The sequence below is a fragment of the Paenibacillus sp. FSL P2-0089 genome, assembly GCF_038595095.1.
GTDB lineage: Bacteria > Bacillota > Bacilli > Paenibacillales > Paenibacillaceae > Paenibacillus_AQ > Paenibacillus_AQ silagei.
On record NZ_CP152006.1, the window covers coordinates 3,948,819 to 3,967,336 of the forward strand.

At 53.5% G+C, this 18,518-nt stretch carries 14 protein-coding genes; 5 read left to right on the forward strand and 9 right to left on the reverse strand.

Annotated features, from left to right (window positions below; genetic code table 11):
* Positions 1-18: 18 nt before the first annotated feature.
* Positions 19-843, reverse strand: a complete 825-nt coding sequence (locus NST69_RS16325; RefSeq protein WP_209873716.1) for a transporter substrate-binding domain-containing protein — start codon at positions 841-843, stop codon at positions 19-21.
* 232 nt (positions 844-1,075) lie between these two features.
* Between NST69_RS16325 and NST69_RS16330 the strand changes: the two genes are divergently transcribed.
* Positions 1,076-2,827, forward strand: coding sequence for an alpha-glycosidase (locus NST69_RS16330; protein WP_342546219.1), 1,752 nt, complete (start codon positions 1,076-1,078; stop codon positions 2,825-2,827).
* A 127-nt stretch (positions 2,828-2,954) separates the two neighbouring features.
* Here NST69_RS16330 and glgA read toward each other — a convergent pair whose 3' ends face one another.
* The gene (gene glgA, locus NST69_RS16335) at positions 2,955-4,391 is read right to left on the reverse strand and encodes a glycogen synthase GlgA (RefSeq protein WP_209873709.1); all 1,437 of its coding nucleotides are present in this window, start codon (positions 4,389-4,391) and stop codon (positions 2,955-2,957) included.
* A 45-nt stretch (positions 4,392-4,436) separates the two neighbouring features.
* On the reverse strand, positions 4,437-6,353 hold the full coding sequence (gene glgB, locus NST69_RS16340; protein ID WP_342546221.1) for a 1,4-alpha-glucan branching protein GlgB: 1,917 nt from the start codon (positions 6,351-6,353) through the stop codon (positions 4,437-4,439).
* Between the two features lie 216 nt (positions 6,354-6,569).
* On the opposite strand from glgB, the gene NST69_RS16345 reads away from it, so the two are divergent.
* A complete protein-coding gene (locus NST69_RS16345; protein ID WP_342546222.1) occupies positions 6,570-7,793 on the forward strand; it encodes a glucose-1-phosphate adenylyltransferase in 1,224 nt (407 codons plus the stop codon).
* A 200-nt stretch (positions 7,794-7,993) separates the two neighbouring features.
* Here the strand turns inward: NST69_RS16345 and NST69_RS16350 are convergent, their stop codons facing one another.
* From NST69_RS16350 to NST69_RS16370, 5 genes are all read right to left on the reverse strand, one after another.
* A complete protein-coding gene (locus NST69_RS16350; RefSeq protein WP_342550187.1) occupies positions 7,994-9,427 on the reverse strand; it encodes a HAMP domain-containing sensor histidine kinase in 1,434 nt (477 codons plus the stop codon).
* Entirely contained in the window at positions 9,424-10,122 is a 699-nt protein-coding gene (locus NST69_RS16355) for a response regulator transcription factor (protein WP_036695433.1), read from the reverse strand. Before NST69_RS16355 ends, NST69_RS16350 begins: the two co-directional genes overlap by 4 nt.
* Positions 10,115-11,413, reverse strand: coding sequence for a hypothetical protein (locus NST69_RS16360; RefSeq protein ID WP_342546224.1), 1,299 nt, complete (start codon positions 11,411-11,413; stop codon positions 10,115-10,117). The genes NST69_RS16355 and NST69_RS16360 overlap by 8 nt, the downstream gene beginning before the upstream one ends.
* Before the next feature lie 33 nt (positions 11,414-11,446).
* On the reverse strand, positions 11,447-12,172 hold the full coding sequence (locus NST69_RS16365; RefSeq protein WP_036726471.1) for an ATP-binding cassette domain-containing protein: 726 nt from the start codon (positions 12,170-12,172) through the stop codon (positions 11,447-11,449).
* Positions 12,173-12,261: 89 nt separating this feature from the next.
* Positions 12,262-13,422 (reverse strand): MFS transporter, encoded by a 1,161-nt coding sequence (locus NST69_RS16370; protein ID WP_342550188.1) that lies wholly within the window; start codon positions 13,420-13,422, stop codon positions 12,262-12,264.
* A 160-nt stretch (positions 13,423-13,582) separates the two neighbouring features.
* Here NST69_RS16370 and NST69_RS16375 point away from each other — a divergent pair, with 160 nt between their 5' ends.
* The 3 genes from NST69_RS16375 (at position 13,583) to NST69_RS16385 (ending at position 16,124) form a co-directional block, all read left to right on the forward strand.
* Positions 13,583-14,500 carry a helix-turn-helix domain-containing protein gene (locus NST69_RS16375; RefSeq protein ID WP_036726468.1) on the forward strand — a complete coding sequence of 306 codons (918 nt, stop codon included), beginning with the start codon at positions 13,583-13,585 and terminating at the stop codon, positions 14,498-14,500.
* Between the two features lie 24 nt (positions 14,501-14,524).
* Positions 14,525-15,277, forward strand: a complete 753-nt coding sequence (locus NST69_RS16380) for an HAD family hydrolase (RefSeq protein WP_342546227.1) — start codon at positions 14,525-14,527, stop codon at positions 15,275-15,277.
* A gap of 109 nt (positions 15,278-15,386) precedes the next feature.
* Positions 15,387-16,124: a DsbA family protein gene (locus NST69_RS16385; RefSeq protein WP_342546228.1), complete on the forward strand. Its 738-nt coding sequence runs from the start codon at positions 15,387-15,389 to the stop codon at positions 16,122-16,124.
* An 84-nt stretch (positions 16,125-16,208) separates the two neighbouring features.
* On the opposite strand, the gene NST69_RS16390 is transcribed toward NST69_RS16385, so the two are convergent.
* On the reverse strand, positions 16,209-18,488 hold the full coding sequence (locus NST69_RS16390) for a DNA topoisomerase 3 (protein WP_342546229.1): 2,280 nt from the start codon (positions 18,486-18,488) through the stop codon (positions 16,209-16,211).
* Positions 18,489-18,518 lie beyond the last annotated feature (30 nt).

The following is an 18,518-nucleotide window of genomic DNA, read 5'->3' on the forward strand; positions in this document are numbered from 1 at the left end:
TATATGCGGCTTCGCGTGTTATTTGCTCTCAGCAAGCTCGCTTGCTGCCGCTACAAATTCATCAATCTTGCCTTCGGAGTTCAGCCGTCCGAGCGTCTTATTCACTTGATCGAGCAGCTCGGTGTTGCCCTTCTTCACACCGATGACATAGCCGTCATCTTCAACCTCCGGCTTGGCATCCGTGATCACGAGGCCCTTGACGTTCTTCACAAAGGACTTGGCAACAGGTCCTTCCATGATGGAAGCATCCACCCGGTTCGACTGTAGCTGCAGGACGATTTCGGAGATTTTGCTGAGGGAGGTCAGCTGTGCGCCTTCGATACCCTTGGCGATCCCCTCCTGGATGGAACCGGTCTGAATTCCGATCTTGGCACCCTTCAGTGCGTCCATGCTGGCGAATTTGTCCTTGTCGGCTTCACGCACTACGACAGCCTGCTCTGCCTTATAGTAGATGTCCGAGAGACCTACAGCTTCAGCGCGTTCCGGTGTCGGGCTAAGTCCCGAGATCACCATATCGATCCGGCCGCTTGCCAGCTCATTCAGCAAAGAGTCGAACGGAAGATCCTTAACCTCCAGCTCCTGGCCCAAATCAGCGGCAATCTCCTTGGCAATCTCGATATCGAAACCAACAATCGTATCCGTACCTTCAACCATCTTGTGGAATTCATATGGAGGAAAGTCTGCGCTTGTACCCATAATCAGCTTCTTAGCCGGCGCCTCCGTGCTTGCAGCACCGCCATTTCCGCTTGCTGCGGTATTGTTCTTATCGTTATTGGAGCCGCATCCGGCCAAGAGTCCTGCTGCCAGCAGCAGTCCCATAGAAAGTTTACCCCATTTGTTCATTTGTCTCGTCTCCCTGTTCTATTTATATTCTCTATTCTATCCGTCCCATGGACCGACTTATTATAAATCACTTCGCATGAATATGCAAAGACGATTTTGTGACAAAAACCTGTTACGGCGACAAAAAAATGCACATCCTATGAAGGTGGTATATAATACTATCTACTATAGATTATCTCCAAATGCCGCACGAATCATTACAGCTTCCACACAACTTACAGGAGGTGCTACTATGCTGCTTGAAGCGATGTACCATGTTCCCCGTGACAAATGGGCCTATGCCTATGATACTGAAACGATTCATCTGCGTGTGCGCACCAAACGTGATGATGTGGACTACGTAGTCGCCCTTACCGGCGACAAGTATGATTGGCAGCATACCTCTTATGACATTATCATGGAGAAGGCCGCCTCCGATGACAAATTCGACTACTGGGAAGCGGCGGTCCGGCCCAAATATAAGCGGCTTAGCTATACTTTTCGCGTAAGTAAGGGTATGGAGACGGTCTATCTGCTCGATAACGGTATTCGCTCTGAGTGTCCTCCGCCGCCGAATCACTTCTACGAATTCCCCTATATCCACGGGATCGACTTGTTCCGGGTTCCTCCCTGGGCAAAGGATGCCGTATTCTACCAGATCATGACCGAGCGTTTCGCGAATGGCAATCCCCTGATTAATCCGGAAGGCACGCAGCCTTGGGGCGGCAAGCCTGAGCTGAATAATTTCTTCGGCGGGGACCTTCAGGGCGTGCTGGAGCATCTGGATGATCTGCAGGAGCTGGGCGTCAACGCCCTCTACTTCACGCCGCTGTTCGTCTCCCCTTCCAACCATAAATATGACATTGTGGATTACCGGAGAGTTGACCCGCATTTCGGCGATAATGAGCTGCTGAAGCAGGTCGTCGAGGAATGCCACAGACGAGGCCTGCGCGTTATGCTTGACGCGGTGTTCAACCATTGCAGCGACCAGTTCCCGCCCTTCCAGGATGTGCTGGCCAAAGGGGAGTATTCCGTCTACCGGGACTGGTTCCATGTGAACTCTTTTCCGGCTGAGATTGTGGACGGTATTCCCACCTATGACACGTTCGGCTTCTACGGCAATATGCCGAAGTTCAATACCGCCAATCATGAAGTAAAATCTTATCTGCTGGAGGTGGCCGAATACTGGATCAAGGAGATCAAGGTGGACGGCTGGCGGCTGGATGTGGCCAACGAGGTGGACCATCACTTCTGGCGTGATTTCCGCAAGGTGGTCAAGGCCGCGAACCCGGATGCCTACATCGTCGGCGAGGTATGGAGCGACTCCTTAACCTGGCTGCTCGGCGACCAGTTCGATTCGGTGATGAACTATCCCTTCTCGGGGACGGTGCTGGAATTCTTCAACGGCGGGATGGACGGCATCACCTTCGGTCACCGGATCGGCGGCCTGCTCATGCGTTATCCGCAGCAGACGAACGAGGTGGTCTTCAATCTGCTTGGCAGCCATGACACCCCCCGCCTGCTCACCGTGCTTGGTGAAGACAAACGGAAGCTGAAGCTGACGGTCGTCTTCCTGTTCACCTTCATGGGCACCCCCTGCATCTATTACGGCGATGAGATTGGCCTGACGGGCTACGAGGACCCGGATTGCCGCAAATGTATGGAATGGGATCAGGGCAAGCAGGACCGCGAGCTGTATGACTTTTACCGGATGATGATTAGTTTGCGCAAGGAGCATAAGGCGCTTCGTGAAGGCCGCTTCCGGATTCTTCAGGCCTGTGAGCATGACCCGTGCATTGTCTATGAGCGCGCAGATGAGCTGATCCACTTCACGGTCTGGATGAACAATTCACCGCAGCAACGCACGCTCAGCCACCCGATGGAGACCAGTGACTGGCTGGATGCGCTGACCGGCGAAGCAGTAGCCCCGGAACGCGGGATGATGAATGTGGCACTGGAGCCGTACGAGTACCGGATTCTGTTCCGGCATATTGTGGAGGCTTGATGAAATTAGACACATTTAAGTTTTGAACACGTTGCATGGTCGCCGTTGCGGTGAACAACGTCAAAAAGGCATCCCTAAGTTCATCATGAACTGAGGGGTGCCTTTTCCCATCTAAACCTTACTGTACCTATTCCTCCGCAGCCACAGTAATCTTGTTATAAATATCAATGTACTGCTGAGCGGATACGTTCCAGCTGTAGTCGCCGGAGAATGCGTTTTTGGCTACTTTTTTCCAGTGCTCGGGCTTGTGGTAGAACGATACGGCGCGGCGGAGCGTATGCATCATATCATGGGCGTTGTAATCCTTGAAGGTGAAGCCGTTGCCCTCACCGGTATATTCGTTGTATGCCTGCACGGTATCGTTCAGCCCGCCTGTCTCACGGACCACCGGAATGCTGCCGTAACGCAGCGCGAGGAGCTGGCTGATGCCGCAAGGCTCGAATTTGGACGGCATCAGGAAGATGTCGCTGGCGGCGTAGATTTTGCGGGACAAGGCATCACTGAAGGTAATCTGTGACGACAGCTTGGTCGGATAACGCCACTGCGCCTCACGGAACCAGCGTTCGTAGACCTCATCCCCCGTCCCCAGCAGCACGAACTGAATGTCATCGTAGTACAGCAGCTCATCCAGCACACGGGTTAGCAGATCCAGTCCCTTGGAATCCACCAGACGCGTAACCATAGCTACCATTGGAATGTAAGGGGCCACCGGCAATCCAAGCTCCTGCTGGAGTCCCAGCTTGTTCTCGGCTTTTTTGGCCAGGTTAGAGCGGTACTTGGTGAAGATTGCCGTATCACTGGACGGATTATAGCTCTTGGTATCAATTCCGTTCACAATGCCGCTGAGCGCGTCAGAGCGCGCAGTCAGGAGACCATCAAGACCATAGCCGTAGTACGGGGTCCGGATCTCATCGGCATAAGTCGGGCTGACGGTGGTGACATGGTCACTGTAGACAATCCCGCCCTTCATATAATTCACATTCCCGTAATACTCCACGCCCAGGAAATAACTGTCGTCCAGACCCAGCAGCTCACCCAGCACGGTATACGGGAAGACTCCCTGATACAGGAGATTATGTATGGTGAATACCGTACGCATCTCACTGTAGAACGGATTATGGCGGTAATGCGCCTGCAGCAGCAGCGGAACCACCGCAGCATGCCAGTCATGGCAATGGATTACATCCGGCTGGAAGCTAATGGCCGGCAGACATTCCAGCACCGCCCGGTTAAAGTACGCGAACCGCTCGCCGTCATCCATATAGCCATAGATTCCGTCACGGCCGAAGTAATACTCATTGTCGATGAAATAGACGGGAATCCCTTCAAATACCACCTTTTCGATCCCGCAATACTGATTGCGCCAGCCAATCGGGACCTCCAGAGTAGCGACATGCTCCATCTGAGCGGAATACTTCTCAGGAATTCCTTTGTATTTGGGCAAAATTACCCGGACATCGACCCCGGCCGCCTTGAGGGCTTTCGGCAAAGCGCCGATGACATCGGCCAGTCCGCCTGTTTTGATAAATGGATGGGCTTCCGCCGCGGCAAATAATACTTTCATTCCATCTCCCCCTTATATAGTGGCTTATTCGGACACTTCCTGCCCTTAAACGGTCTTGCGGCCTGACTTCTTAAGCACCAAGAAGCTAAGTGGCGGCAGGGTCAGTTCTATACTGTTCACCTGATTATGCCACTCGGTCTTGGTGCTCTTCAGCGGCTCATTGTGGAAGCCCGATCCGCCGTATTCGTTGCTCTCTGAGCTAAATAACTCTTCATAAACACCCGGACGCGGCACGCCAATACGGTAATGGCGGCGCTCGGCCGGCTGGAAGTTGATGATAATTAAGAGCGTGTCTACCGGACGTTTGCCTCTGCGGATATAGGATACGACACTCTGCCCGCTGTCATCGGCATCGATCCACTGGTAGCCCGTCATGTCATGATCGAGCTCCCACAGCGCTTTTTCGGCAAGGTATAGCTTATTCAGCGCAGCTGTATAGGCCTGCATCCGCCGGTGGCTCTCATAATCCAGCAGCAGCCAGTCGAGCTGATCCTGATCCTTCCATTCAATGAATTGCCCGAACTCTCCGCCCATGAACAGCAGCTTCTTGCCCGGATGGCTGATCTGATACCCCAGAAGCTGGCGCAGACCGGCGAATTTCTGCTCATAGGACCCCGGCATTTTGTCCAGCAGCGACTTCTTGCCGTGCACTACTTCGTCATGCGACAGAGGCAGTGTATAGTTCTCGGCATACGCATAGCATATCGGGAAGGTCAACAAATTATGATGATAAGGGCGCGAATCGAAATCCCGTTCTATGTAGCCCAAGGTGTCATTCATCCAGCCCATATTCCATTTGTAGTTGAAGCCCAGGCCCCCTTCATGCACCGGCGAGGTTACGCCCGGCCAGGCACTGGATTCTTCCGCCATCATGAGCGCCTTCGGATAATACTGGAAGATCGTCTGGTTGAGCTGCTGAATGAACCGGATGGCCTCCAGATTCTCCAGCCCGCCATGCTCATTCGTCCGGTACTGATGGGGTTCCTTCTCGAAATCAAGCCGCAGCATACTCGTAACCGCGTCCACGCGCATGCCGTCAATATGATACTTCTCGAACCAGAACAAGGCATTGGAGATCAGGAAGGATGAGATTTCCGGCTTACTGAAATCGAAGGACAAGGTGCCCCAGCCCGGCTTCTCCGCCAGCATCGGATCAGCATACTCATACAGCGGCGAACCGTCGAACAGACGCAGGCCATGAGCATCCTTGGCAAAATGGGCAGGAACCCAGTCCAGAATGACCCCGATGCCGGCCTGATGCAGCTGATCGATCAGATACATCAGATCCTGCGGCTCTCCGAAGCGGCTGGTAGCCGCAAAATAACCGGTTCCCTGGTAGCCCCAGGACAGATCATATGGATGTTCAGCGAGCGGCATAAACTCCACATGGGTATAGCTCATTTCGCTCAGGTAAGGAATCAGCAGACTGCTGATCTCCCGATAAGTATAGAGTTCGCCGTCTTCCTTTTGCCGCCAGGTGCCCAGATGCATTTCATAAATATTCATGGGTGCCTGATACGGACCTTTACTCTTCCGCCTCCAAGCAGCATCCCCCCATTTGTAGCCGTCCAGATTCGCTACAACAGATGCTGTTGCCGGGCGAACTTCCGCGTGGAAGGCATATGGGTCTGCTTTGAGGAAGCTTGTACCATCTGCTCCTGTAATCCTGTATTTGTAAAAAGTTCCCGGCTCCATTCCCGGAAAAAAACGACTCCAAAATCCTGAATCGGGTATCTTATATAACGTATCAAGATCGGATGTTCCATCCCAGCTGTTATGATCTCCCGCCAGTCCTACATATGCCGCATGAGGAGCCCACACGGTAAAGCGAACGCCGGCCTGCCCTTCTTGGACGGCAATGTGCGCGCCAAGCATCGTATAGCTGCGATAATTCGTGCCCTCATGGAACAGATAAATATCTTCAGCGGACGGGAGGTTTTCTGTTTTTAGTAAATCGGCCAAATCATCACCACCTTAGGATATATGATGCACCTATTACATTACCCGAATATATAGATTTTGAAAATGATTTTGAGAGAAGTCCGGGCAATTTCTGAATATTGAAAATAAACATGTAATTTTTGCAGATATGCAGCAATATAATTCACCTATGTCGTTTCAAGCGCTTGTTCTTCGTGTATATTACAAGCATTGACAAAAAAATGGGAGGGATAACACATGAGTAAGAAAGAATGTATCGCCATGCTCCTGGCGGGCGGGGAAGGCCGCAGATTGGCCCCGTTAACTTCCAGCATGGCTAAGCCTGCAGTCCCTTTCGGCGGACAGTACCGAATTATTGATTTTCCCCTAAGCAACTGTGTGAATTCCAAGATTGATACCATCGGAGTATTGACTCAGTACGAAGCAGAATCCTTGCACCAGCATATCGGTGAAGGTGAGCCCTGGGGGCTGCATAGCCGCAGTGACCGGGGTGTAAGACTGCTCCCTTCTGGGATTGAAGGCAGAGACAGCTATACAGGCACCGCCGATGCTATTTATAAGAATATTGAATATATTGACAGCCAGAACCCGGAGCATGTACTTATTCTGTCGGGAGACCATATCTACCACATGGACTACCGCAAAATGCTCGATTATCACATCGCCAAGTCTGCGAAGGCAACGATATCGGTTATGGAGGTTCCTTGGGATGAAGCGAGCCGCTTCGGCGTGATGAACGTGGATGAAGATTTCAAGATCTCCGAATTTGCCGAGAAACCGAAGGCTCCGAAGAGCAATCTGGCTTCCATGGGTATTTATCTGTTCGAGTGGGCGTACTTGAAGGCTCATTTGCTGCGGGATGCCGTGAATGCGGAGTCCGGTCATGATTTCGGTAAGGATGTCATTCCATCCATGCTGAATGCGAATGATGAACTGTTCGCTTACCGCTTCGAGGGCTACTGGAGAGATGTGGGTACCGTTGGCAGCCTCTGGGAAGCTCATATGGATCTCTTGCAAGAAGACGGCTTCCAGCTTGATAACTCACGCTGGCCGATGTACAGCCGTGCACAGCGGACCAAGCTGGCTGCGCTCAGACCCCGCACTCAACAAGCTACTTCAGCAAATTGCCTGATTCACGAAACCTGCCAACTCGAAGGCAGCCCTCAGCGCTCGGTCATCTTCAGCGGTGTAGAGATCGGCAAGCAGAGCAGAATCAAGCAGAGTGTGGTAATGCCCGGTGCCCGTATTGGACGCGGTGTTCTGATCGAACACGCCATTATCGGTGAAGGTGCTGTGATCAAAGATGGTGTTGTAATCAAAGGCAGTGCAGACAACATCGTTGTTGTCGGCCCGCATGAGATTGTAGCTGCCAAGCCGCTGGTCCGTACCCAGCCTGCCCGCCTGCTTCAGGAGGTCTATGAGAAGGCCGGCCGTCTGCGTGCGGAAGGAATGCCTTCATAACAATCGTTCAGCACAATCGTTCAGCCCTTAGGGCTGCTACATACAAAGGGATACAGCTCCGGTCTGTCCGGACGAATGCTGTATCCCTTTTGTATAAATATAAGAAATTATATGTTTCACACGATAACTTATCCTTCTATTTCTCGCTGAAACGGGTGCCGTCCCTGTAAGGACGCCAAAGCCGTTTCCACTTGGCTTGCTTATGAAGTTACCGGTGAGTTGCTGGGACGGGCATTCCCCTGCTGGCCGTCATCCAGCGGCAGAATGACAGTAACCTGAGTACCCTTGCCCAGCTCACTGTCCATTTCCAGCTTGCCGTTATGAAGCTCCACAATCTGCTGGGAGATCGCCAGCCCCAGGCCCGTACCGCCATTAAGGGCATCGACCTGGAAGAAGCGGTCCCGCACTCTGGACAGATGCGCTTCACTAATGCCAATACCGCTGTCACGGACAGTGACAGCCATCTCGGTACCGGTTAGACGCTCCGCCGACAGCACGATACTGGAATCCTCGGGCGAGAACTTCACCGCATTATCCACCAGATTGAGGAAGACCTGCTTCAAGCGGTTGGCATCTCCTTTGATGAAGATCGTCTCCTCGCATTCCAGTAGCAGATGAATCCGTTTCTTCTCGGCCTTGGCCCAGATATTGAGCAGCGTCTCCTGCAGCAGAACCTTAATATCCACCTGCCCCATCGACAGCTTCATTTCGTTCTGCTGCAGCTTCGAGAAGTCGAGGATTTCTTCCACCAGCCCGATCAGCCGGTCACTCTCCCTGGAGATAATTCCGACCCCAAGCTTGGTCTCTTCAGGGTCATAGCCCCCGGAGACCAGCGTCTCGCTCCAGCCCTTGATGCTGGTCAGCGGGGTCCGCAGCTCATGGGAGATCGAGGAGATGAAATCATCCTTGATCTGATTGCTGCGGACAATCTCGTCCGCCATATAGTTCAGCGTTGAAGCAAGTGCCCCTATCTCATAACGGTAATCGCCTTTGATCCGGGTCGTGAACTTGCCCTTCGCCATCTGTGCTGACACTGCCGTAATATTATTCAGCGGACGCACAATCGAATTGGCGAGACCGAAGCTGAGCAGCAGAACAATCGTCAGCACTACCACACCGATGCCAATGGAGAGCAGGGTCAGATTAAGCAGATCTTTATTAACGCCTTCCATGGAAGTCAGATACCGCAGAATATAAGTATCGTGAGCATTAATACGCACCATCTTGGAGACCGCCATGACACTTTCATTAGTTCCGGCTTGCCGGCCTAGCCAGCGTCCTATACTGCCGCCCACCGCCTCCGGGACATCACTGGTGGTGATGGTCCGGTCCGGCTGAAACCCTGTTGTACTGGTAAGGATGTCCCCCTTAAGGGTCAGGACCTCCAGCTCGGTATACTCCAGATTAAAATAATCGAGTAACCCCTTCAACTGGTTCGCTGATGTGCCGTTTAAGACCCCATATTTAACCATACTTTCGGCTGCACTAATCTGTGTAGTGATCTTGGTGTAGATGCTGTCGTAATAATAGGTGCGGATCGCCAGCAGAAAGGTTGTCTCAACCAGGAGAAGCGCTACAAAGACTACAAGAATATAGTGCAGTACGATCTGTCTGCGCATCCCCTTCTTGATCATTGTACCTGGCCTTTCCATTTATAGCCGTGCCCCCACACCGTCTGCAGGTACTCAGGCTCCGATGGATTGTTCTCGATTTTTTGGCGCAAGCGGCGGATATTGACGTCAACAATCTTAGGGTCCCCCATATATTCCTTGCCCCAGACATGATCAAGCAGGGAGTCACGGCTGAGCGGCGTATTCTCCTTCTCCAGGAAGAACTGCACCAGCGAGAATTCTGTTGGGGTAAGCTCAATGGCTTCCCCGCTCCGCTTGAACTGCTTGGAGATCAGATCTAATGTGAACGGACCCGACTGGAACGAGACCTTGGCCGACTGCTCGCGGTGAACATTGACCCGGCGCAGCAGCGACTGGATACGTGCGATCAACTCGGTTGGACTGAACGGCTTGCTGACATGGTCATCTGCTCCCACCGACAGCGCATAGACCTTGTCCTGTTCCTGTACTTTGGCCGTCAAGAAAATAATTCCGAGGCGTTCATTGGTCTCCCGGATGCGTCTGCATACCTCAAAGCCGTCGATGCCGGGTACCATAACATCCAGCAGGGCGATATCAATGTCATGTATAGTAGTCAGCTTATGCAGCGCCTCATGGCCATCTGCCGCCTCCAGCACCTCAAAGCCGTTACGCTTCAGATTAATAACAATAAAACTGCGGATAGACTCTTCGTCCTCCAGTATCAGTACTTTACTCATTGATTCCCTTCCTTTCAATAGAGGATTGAATTCGCCCGTCTCCTCCTCCGATTGTATTTTGTTCCAGTCCTCCCCGGTACCCGATCATTTTATCCAGATCGCGGCCGAGCAGCTTCCAGCCGGTGTTCTTCGCATTGTCCCATTCCGCAGGCGAGAAGAATGTTACTTCGGCGACCGTCTCTCCGGTATCCGTCATAATGAATTTGAGTGATTTGTTCTGAACCGACTTCGTGTCCACGGTCACCCGCTCCTGCCATTCGGGGGCGAAGTTAATAGTGAACCGGTCCAGCGGATCATTATAGAGCTGGGTACTGAAGGTCAAGCCGTCTTTCCCGTCCCATTTGTAATAGGAATTGAAATACGGAATGGTCTCCGGATCGAAATACTCCCATCCCTTGGGGGGAACCAGCATCCCTATCTCAATAATTCCGTCCGAATCAATATCCTCGCTGACTATTTTGCGGTCCTTGAAGGTGAGGTCATTCCCGGGAATAGCGACACGCAGCTTGTTATTCTCCATTACAACCACTGTTGTATACGCTGAGTGAGAATCCACGGCTGAATCCAGGACTATACCTTCTTTGTTCGCAGCTACTTTTCCTGAGACAATATTGTAATAACTATTGAAATAAGGGTCTAAGTCGTCCAGTTGATCCAGCACCTGGAAGCTGTCATTGTACTGGTAAGTAGCAATTGTTGCGAATTCATTACGCTTGAAATACACCACGGTAATATCCGCGATTCCATCCTCATTCAGATCATCGATGATGTATTTGGTGTACGGCTTCGTTAGAATCTCTTCCAGCACTCCCCCGGAATAGCTGTAGACGACCATGCCCTTCTCTTCCCCACGGGAATACCCGGCAATAATGTTGAGCTTACCGTCACCTGTTACATCCTTAAGATCTACAGAATCAAGATTGTTGCCAACACCATCGAACGTAAGCTTCTTGACCCAGGTATCCCCCTGCTTCTCCAGAATCATTCCGTGATTAACCACGGCTTCATTCTTGTTCTGGTAGAACACAAGCGTCTCCATCACGCCATCCTGGTCCAGGTCCTCTGTAAAAATAGAGCTGTTATCATCATTGGCCGGACGGGTCAAGGTGCCATCCAGCGCCTTCAGAGAAGAGTTAATGGCGGCCATCAGCGAAGCCTTGTCCGCAGGCAGCTGGGGCACCCTCATCTGGGATACCGGATCACTGATGAAAGTGCAGCCCGACAGGGCAAACAGCGACAGGGCGGCTGCGGCAAGTCCTCCCAGTAGACGCATACGCATATTAAACTTCATTTACGCTCTCCTTACTGAACGCCTTGCCTCACTTCACAGATGCAGCCGCTCCTGTGAGGTTAGCCGGCGTCCTTTGACATCATGCTTGATTCTTCCGTCCTCCAGCACCCACAGACGGCTGGCATAACGCTCGGCCAGCTCGATCGGCAGCACCGTAAGCACGGTAAGGCCTGTCTCCTTGCACAGATTGCGGAGGGTCTCCAGCACATTCTCCGCAGTCTTGGGGTCAAGGCCCGTCACCGGCTCATCCGCCAGGATGACTTTGGCGCCGTGGACCAATGCCCGGGCAATGGCTACACGCTGACGTTCACCGCCGCTGAGCTGGCCGGACTTCAGCTTGGCCTTGTCCAGCAGGCCAAGCAGATCAAGCTGGTCCATCGCCCCCATATAATCATCTGAGCGGACCATGCCTGTAGCCATCCGCCACAGCGGCGTCTGGGAGGCCTGTCCAATCAGCACATTCTTCAGTGCAGTGCGGTTCGGATTCAGCTCCGCATTCTGCTCCAGATAAGCCCATTCCCGGCGGATTTTACGTTTGCCGGCGAAGGGGCTCTTCATAATATCCTGCCCATCTACCCTGAAATTCCCTCTGTCCCACTTCTCACGCAGGGCCAGGCAGCGCAGCAGTGTTGATTTCCCGCTGCCGCTGGCTCCCAGCAGCGCTACAAATTCTCCCGGTTCTAATTGAAATCCGATATCCTGAAGCACCGGTGTTTTATCTTCCCCGACCGCTTTGGCCAAATGTTCAACTGTAATCATAGGTCAGCCTCTCCTGTCTTCGACTCTACTCTATAGTGTACTCTGAAAGCGGGATCAAATTCCATGCGAGCATTCGTTCTTATTCTACCTCATATCGTCTTCCGTGGCGAGAACAATAACCCTGCCAGCCCAAATACAATATACAGGCCGCCCATTACGGCAAACACACTGCCGCCCCAGCCGAATTGCAGCAGCAGCCCGCCGATGCCCGGCCCCGCAATACTTCCCAGACTATAATGGAAGGAAGCGACTACATTGGCAGCGGGAAGCAGCCTGCGCGGCAGGATATCGGCGGCATAGCTTAATCCTAGCGAGAAAAAGGAGCCGACAAGCCCCCCGGCCACCATCAGCACCAGCAGGGTGAGCAGGACATGGTCGCCGGTAAGCGGCAGCAGCGTGAAGGCCAGGCCTCCTCCTGTCCCCGCAGCAATCAGGATGGCCTTGCGGCCATAACGGTCGCTCCATATGCCGAGCGGCAGCTGAAGCAGCAGGCCTCCAATGCCTGCAAAGGGCAGCAAAGCGGCAATCTGGTCTGCACTGAACCCAGTGCGCAGCCCGTATACCGGAAAGCTGCTGTTCAGGCTGGCTTCCATATAGCCGTATAGCAGCGCCGGAATCAGCGCATACCAAGCAAGCCGGTAGCTCCGGCCGAATCTGCTCGCCTGGCCTTCGCTGTGATCCATAGCTTCCGGCCGTGAGTCAGGCAGCTTGAAGCCCACAATCAGCAGCACGATTACGAACAGCAGGGCTGTAATCAGGAACGGTGCGGGCTGCCCGAACCGCAGCAGGCTGATGCCCAGCGGTCCGAGGCTGAAGCCGAGTCCGTAGGACATCCCGTAGAGCGACAGGTTCCGTCCACGGTGCTCCGCCGGTGTCATGAGCAGCACCCAGAGCTGTGCGGCGTAATTCACCGCTGAATCGCCGATCCCGACCAGCACGCGGAGCACGAACCAGACCTTCACGCCGGTAAGGAGCGGGAACAGCAGGAGTGATACCAGCACCAGCGCGAGACCCGCGGCGATTAGCTTCTTGAAGCCGATGGCGCCAAGTACCCTTTCTGCAATCAGGGTCATGGCAAATGAGCCTACATACAAGGCAGCCGCATTAAGTCCGTTCAGCGAGGACGATACGCCTTCCTGCTCCAGCAGAATAGATAAGACCGGCAGCAGCATCCCCTGGCTCAGCCCTGCCAGAATAATCACGGCAATCAAAATCGAATAATTCATTCTACCGCTCTGTCCATGCGGCATCGGTATAGAATCTGACACAAATAAATCCTCCTATGTAATTCATTGATGAACGGAACCTGATGTCCATGCGGCAAACACCGAACATTATAGTAGACAACCCTCTTCAAAACAAGAGATAATATATAGAAGTGACTGATTTTCTGGAGGTGACCCGGCTTAAATGAAGTATGAACTGAACATTGATGTTTCCCCCGTATACGAACTGCTGGACAGTTTCATGTTATATGTGACCAAGAAATGGACTTCCAATCTGGACATCGGCACCGACTGGATCCGAGATGTGGATGGCCGCTTCACTCCCGCACAGCTGGCTGCACTGAAGCAGGCCGCCGAGTGGCCGTTCGAAGATTATGATGTACTCTACGCCTGGGCCTACAGCCGGGGCGAGGCTTCCAAGGTGCTGCAGTTCCTGGCAGAGCTGGAGAGCTTATCTCTGGAGGATTGCCTCCGGCGGACCGAGCCTTTCTTCCATCAATTCACGGCCGAGGAATGCGCGCGGATCAAGAACGGATATACGCCTCTTTTGCGGATATGGTATGAGCATTATTTCCGCCATGTGGAGCATACCCTGCTGCCGCTGCTGATTGAAGACGCCTCTGAGAAAAAAATGCTGGAAAGCAAAATGGACATGGTCCCGCTGATCGAATATGCTTCCGGCGGAATTGTCATTGAGGACATTCCCGGACTGAAGACGATTGTGCTGCTGCCTACCGTGCATAACCGGCCGATCAACACGTACTGCTTCTTCAAGAACCTGATGCTGGTGCAATATCCGGTTGATGTCCCCTCAGACAATGAGGAGGAGCCTCCAACGGTGCTGCTTCGTTTAACACAGGCTCTCTCTGATCCTACCCGGCTGAGACTGCTGCGCTTCGTAGCGAACGAACCGAAGACACTGTGGGAGATGCAGTCCGAGCTGAGCCTGTCCCGGGAGATGCTGATGCATCACCTGCTTAGTCTAAGAGTCGCCGGGCTTCTGCGGGTCCATTTGCGCGGTGAAGGCACCGAACGCTACAGCATACGTCCTGACGGGGCCTCGGAGCTCCAGATGTTTCTGGAGTCCTACATCCGTATCTAACAGACCAACTTAGGAGTGAACCTCATGAAGTATTTGACCCAACAAGTGATCTTTGATCTCGACGATACCCTGGTGCATTGCAATAAGTATTTTGACCTTATCCTTGGACAATATTTCGAGTTGATGTCTGACTGGTTCAGCGATTTCCAGCCTACCATCGGCGAACTGCGCAGCAAGCAGGTGGAAATTGATGTCGAGACCGTTAGCACAAGCGGCCTGGCCAGCGACAATTTCCCGAAATCGCTGATTGCCACCTACCGTTACTTCTGCAGCAAATATAACCGCAAGCCGGATGCCTTCGAGGAGCGGCAGCTGATGAAGCTGGGACTGAGTGTGTACGACCAGGAGGTGGAAGCTTATCCCGGCATGGTAGAGACGCTGGATACGCTCAAGCAGGACGGCCATTCCCTCTATCTCTATACCGGCGGCGACGACACCATTCAGCAGCGCAAAATCGCCCAAATGAAGCTGGACGCCTATTTCGATGACCGCATCTATATCCGCCAGCACAAAAATGTGGAGGCGCTTGAGAATATCCTGACTACCTATCCGTTCGACCGTAATATCACCTGGATGATCGGCAACTCCCTGCGTACAGATGTACTGCCCGCGCTGACTGCCGGGATCAATAGCATCTATCTGAAGCAGCCGAATGAGTGGCTCTACAATCTGATTGAGCTGGAACGGGAGATGCAGCAGTCCGTCCTGACCATCTCTGCCATTCACGAGGTGCCTCCGGTGATCCGCACCGCTGCGCTGCGGGAGCATCACGGCTGATTGACTTGCACCATCAGAATCGGGCAATTGTTACAAATGGCATAGGCAGCCTGCCGCCGGTATGATTATACTATTTGAGTAGATTTTCACATCGTGCAGGAGGCTGGCCATGAATAACAAAGCTAACCGTTCCAGGAATACCCCGAATCACGGGCGTCTGCTCCCTATGCTGCTTGCAGTGATTGCCGTGCTGCTGATCGCCCTTCTTGCCTTCTTCCTTACACAGGGCAAATCGTCCGGCACTGAGGCGCTCGATAATCTCCCCAACTACACCGATGTGAAGGGCAAGATCGTGGTGGACGGGCTGAAATACGAGAAGCAGCCGCATCTGGGCAGCGAATCCGCCAAGGTGAAGGTGATTGAATTCGCCGATTTCAAATGCCCTGCCTGCAAAAATTGGACCGCCTCCTACCTGGATACGTTCATCAAAGACTACGTAGACAGCGGGAAAGTCCAGTTCTACTTCATGAACTTCGCCTTCATTGACCGGGACTCTTACCTGGCCGCCAGTGCGGGGGAAGCTATCTATCAGCAGAATAATGAGAAGTTCTGGGAGTATCTCCACAAGCTCTACGAGAGCCAGGGCGATGAGAGCAAGATCTGGGCAACCCAGAAGTTCATCCTTAAGTTCGTGAAGGACAATATTGCAGGGATTGACCAAGAGCGGTTCGAGCAGGATCTGAAGAAACATACGTATATGTACGATGTCAAAGAGGACTTCAAAATCGCCGGAGCCTACGGCGTCAACGGCACACCGAAATTCATGGTGAACGGCGTCCTGCTGCCGGATTCCTCCTATGAAGGCTTAAGCGCCGCCATTGAAGAGGCTTTGAATGAATCCCCGTAATCTTTCTTGCAGGTGAAGCTCATCATCCTATAACAAAGCGCCCCGCCATGAAAATCTGGCCGGGGCGCTTTTGATATTCAGGAATTATGATTCCACGGCCAGCTGGCCGGTATCCATATTCTGCAGCACCAGCTTGCCTTCAAGCGGCGCGCCGTCCTCACCGGTCAGCTTCAGCTTCCCGGTTCGGCCCTTCTCAATCAGGGCCTTCACCTGGGTGTCGGTGAGCGTGCGCCCGTGATTCTCCTTCCAGATCACGAAGGCGCAGCCCTCCTTATAATGGGAGCAGCCGTAGCCCTTGCGGCCCATGAAGATCATGCCGCCGCAGCCTGGACGCGGGCAGCTGCCGATGACCTTCGGCCCGGCATCCCCGCTCTTCCCGGCAGCGGCAGACGCCGCGCTGCGCGGTTTGGCCGTTGCCGGCTTGCGCCCGGCCGCCTTGGATTCGGCGGTCTTGCGCGGCGCAGCTGCGGAGCTGCGGCCCTTGCCGCCGCTGTTCAGCGAAGGTGTATCCCCTTCGAAGGAGGTTTTAGCGGCGCGCGACTGCACGCGGACCTTGTCCACAATCATCGAAGCGAACCGCTTGACGTTCTCCATGAATTGCCCGTCCGCCGCGGTGCCGCGGGCAATCTCATTCAGGCGGCGCTCCCACTGCCCGGTCATTTCCGGGGAGGTCAGCAGCTCCACGCCAGCCCCGCGAATCAGTTCAACCGCCGTCCGCCCCTTTTGGGTGATGGCGATCTTTTTCCCCTGCATCTCCACATAGCCGACATTCTTCAGCCGTTCAATCGTAGCGGCCCGGGTCGCCGGAGTGCCCAGCCCCGAATCCTTCATGGCATCGCGCAGCTCTTCGTCCTCAATCTGCTTGCCTGCGCTCTCCATCGCCTTCAGCAAGGTTCCTTCCGTGTAATGCTTCGGGGGCTGGGTATCCTTCTCCTTCACAACCGCATCGCTGCAGATCACTTCACCCTCCGCTTGAACCGAGAACGGCTCGTTCACCTCAAGCTCTTCTTCCTCCTCGTCCTCCTTGCCTTTACCCTTGGCCGGTTTGGACTTGTCCTTCTTCTGGTCTGCGTAAATCACCTTCCAGCCGAGGCTGAGCAGCTCCTTGACTGTAGTCTTGAACTTCTCGGCTTCCACTTCGGTCATCACCGTATGCACCTTATATTCCGCTGCCGGATAGAACTGGGAGAGGAAGCGGCGCACGATCAGATCATAGAGCTTGGCCTCGTCCGCACTCAGGCCGTTCGCCTTACGGTTCGTAGGCAGAATCGCATGGTGATCCTCGACCTTGGACGGATTACAAATAAACTTGTTGCCTTTATGAACCAGGTTACGGTTCGCACCCTTCACCCAATCGTCGTACTGCGTACCCTGAAGGGCCGACAGCGTCTTGTGCATTTCAGGAATATTCTGCTCCGTGACATAGTTAGAGTTGGTACGCGGGTACGAGATTACTTTATGCTTCTCATACAGCGCCTGGGCGATATCCAGTGTTTTTTTGGCGGAGAAAGCATATTTCCCGTTCGCCTCACGCTGCAGCAGCGTCAGATCGTACAGCTTATTCGGATATTCCTTGGTCTCTTTGACCTCATAGAGAACAATCCGGGCGGGCTTGCCTTTGACCTTGGCCGCAAGCGCCTCTGCCTTCGCACCCTCCGTTAACCGGTCGCCCTGCCACATTCCCTTATACGTCAGCTCATTCTGGGTGAAATGCCCTTCCACCTCAAAGAACTTCAGCGAGGAGAACGCTTCAATGGTCTTCTGACGGTCATAGATCAGCGCCAGCACCGGGGTCTGCACCCGGCCTACCGAGAGCAGCACATTATGCTTGGTGGTAAAAGCGCGCGAGCCATTCATCCCGATCAGCCAGTCCGCCTCGCTGCGCGCCCGGGCCGCTTTGGTCAGATTCTCGTATTCCGATCCGTCCTTCAGCTCCTGGAAGCCCTTGCGGATCGTCTCCGGCGTCAGGTCGGAGATCCACAGCCGCTTCACCGGCTGGTTCAGCTCCAGGTAACGCTGGATTAATGAGAAAATATGCTGGCCCTCACGCCCGGCATCGCAGGAGTTCACCAGCAGATCGCTGCGCTTCGCCAGCTCCCCGATCACCTTCAGCTGGTCCATGGTGCGTGCATTGGGCAGCAGCTTGAACTCCTCGGGAATGATCGGCAGATCATTAATGTTCCATTTCTTATATTTATTGTCGTAGGCTTCGGGCTCTGCCAGGCCAATCAGATGCCCAATCGCCCAGGTGATGATGTACTGCTCCCCTTCCAGATAGGAACGGTAGTTTTTGGCCTTCGGTTCTATTGCGGCGGCGATATTCCGCCCCATGTCCGGTTTCTCCGCAATAATGAGTGTCTTCAACAATAATCGCTCCTTACCCTTGGTTCATTA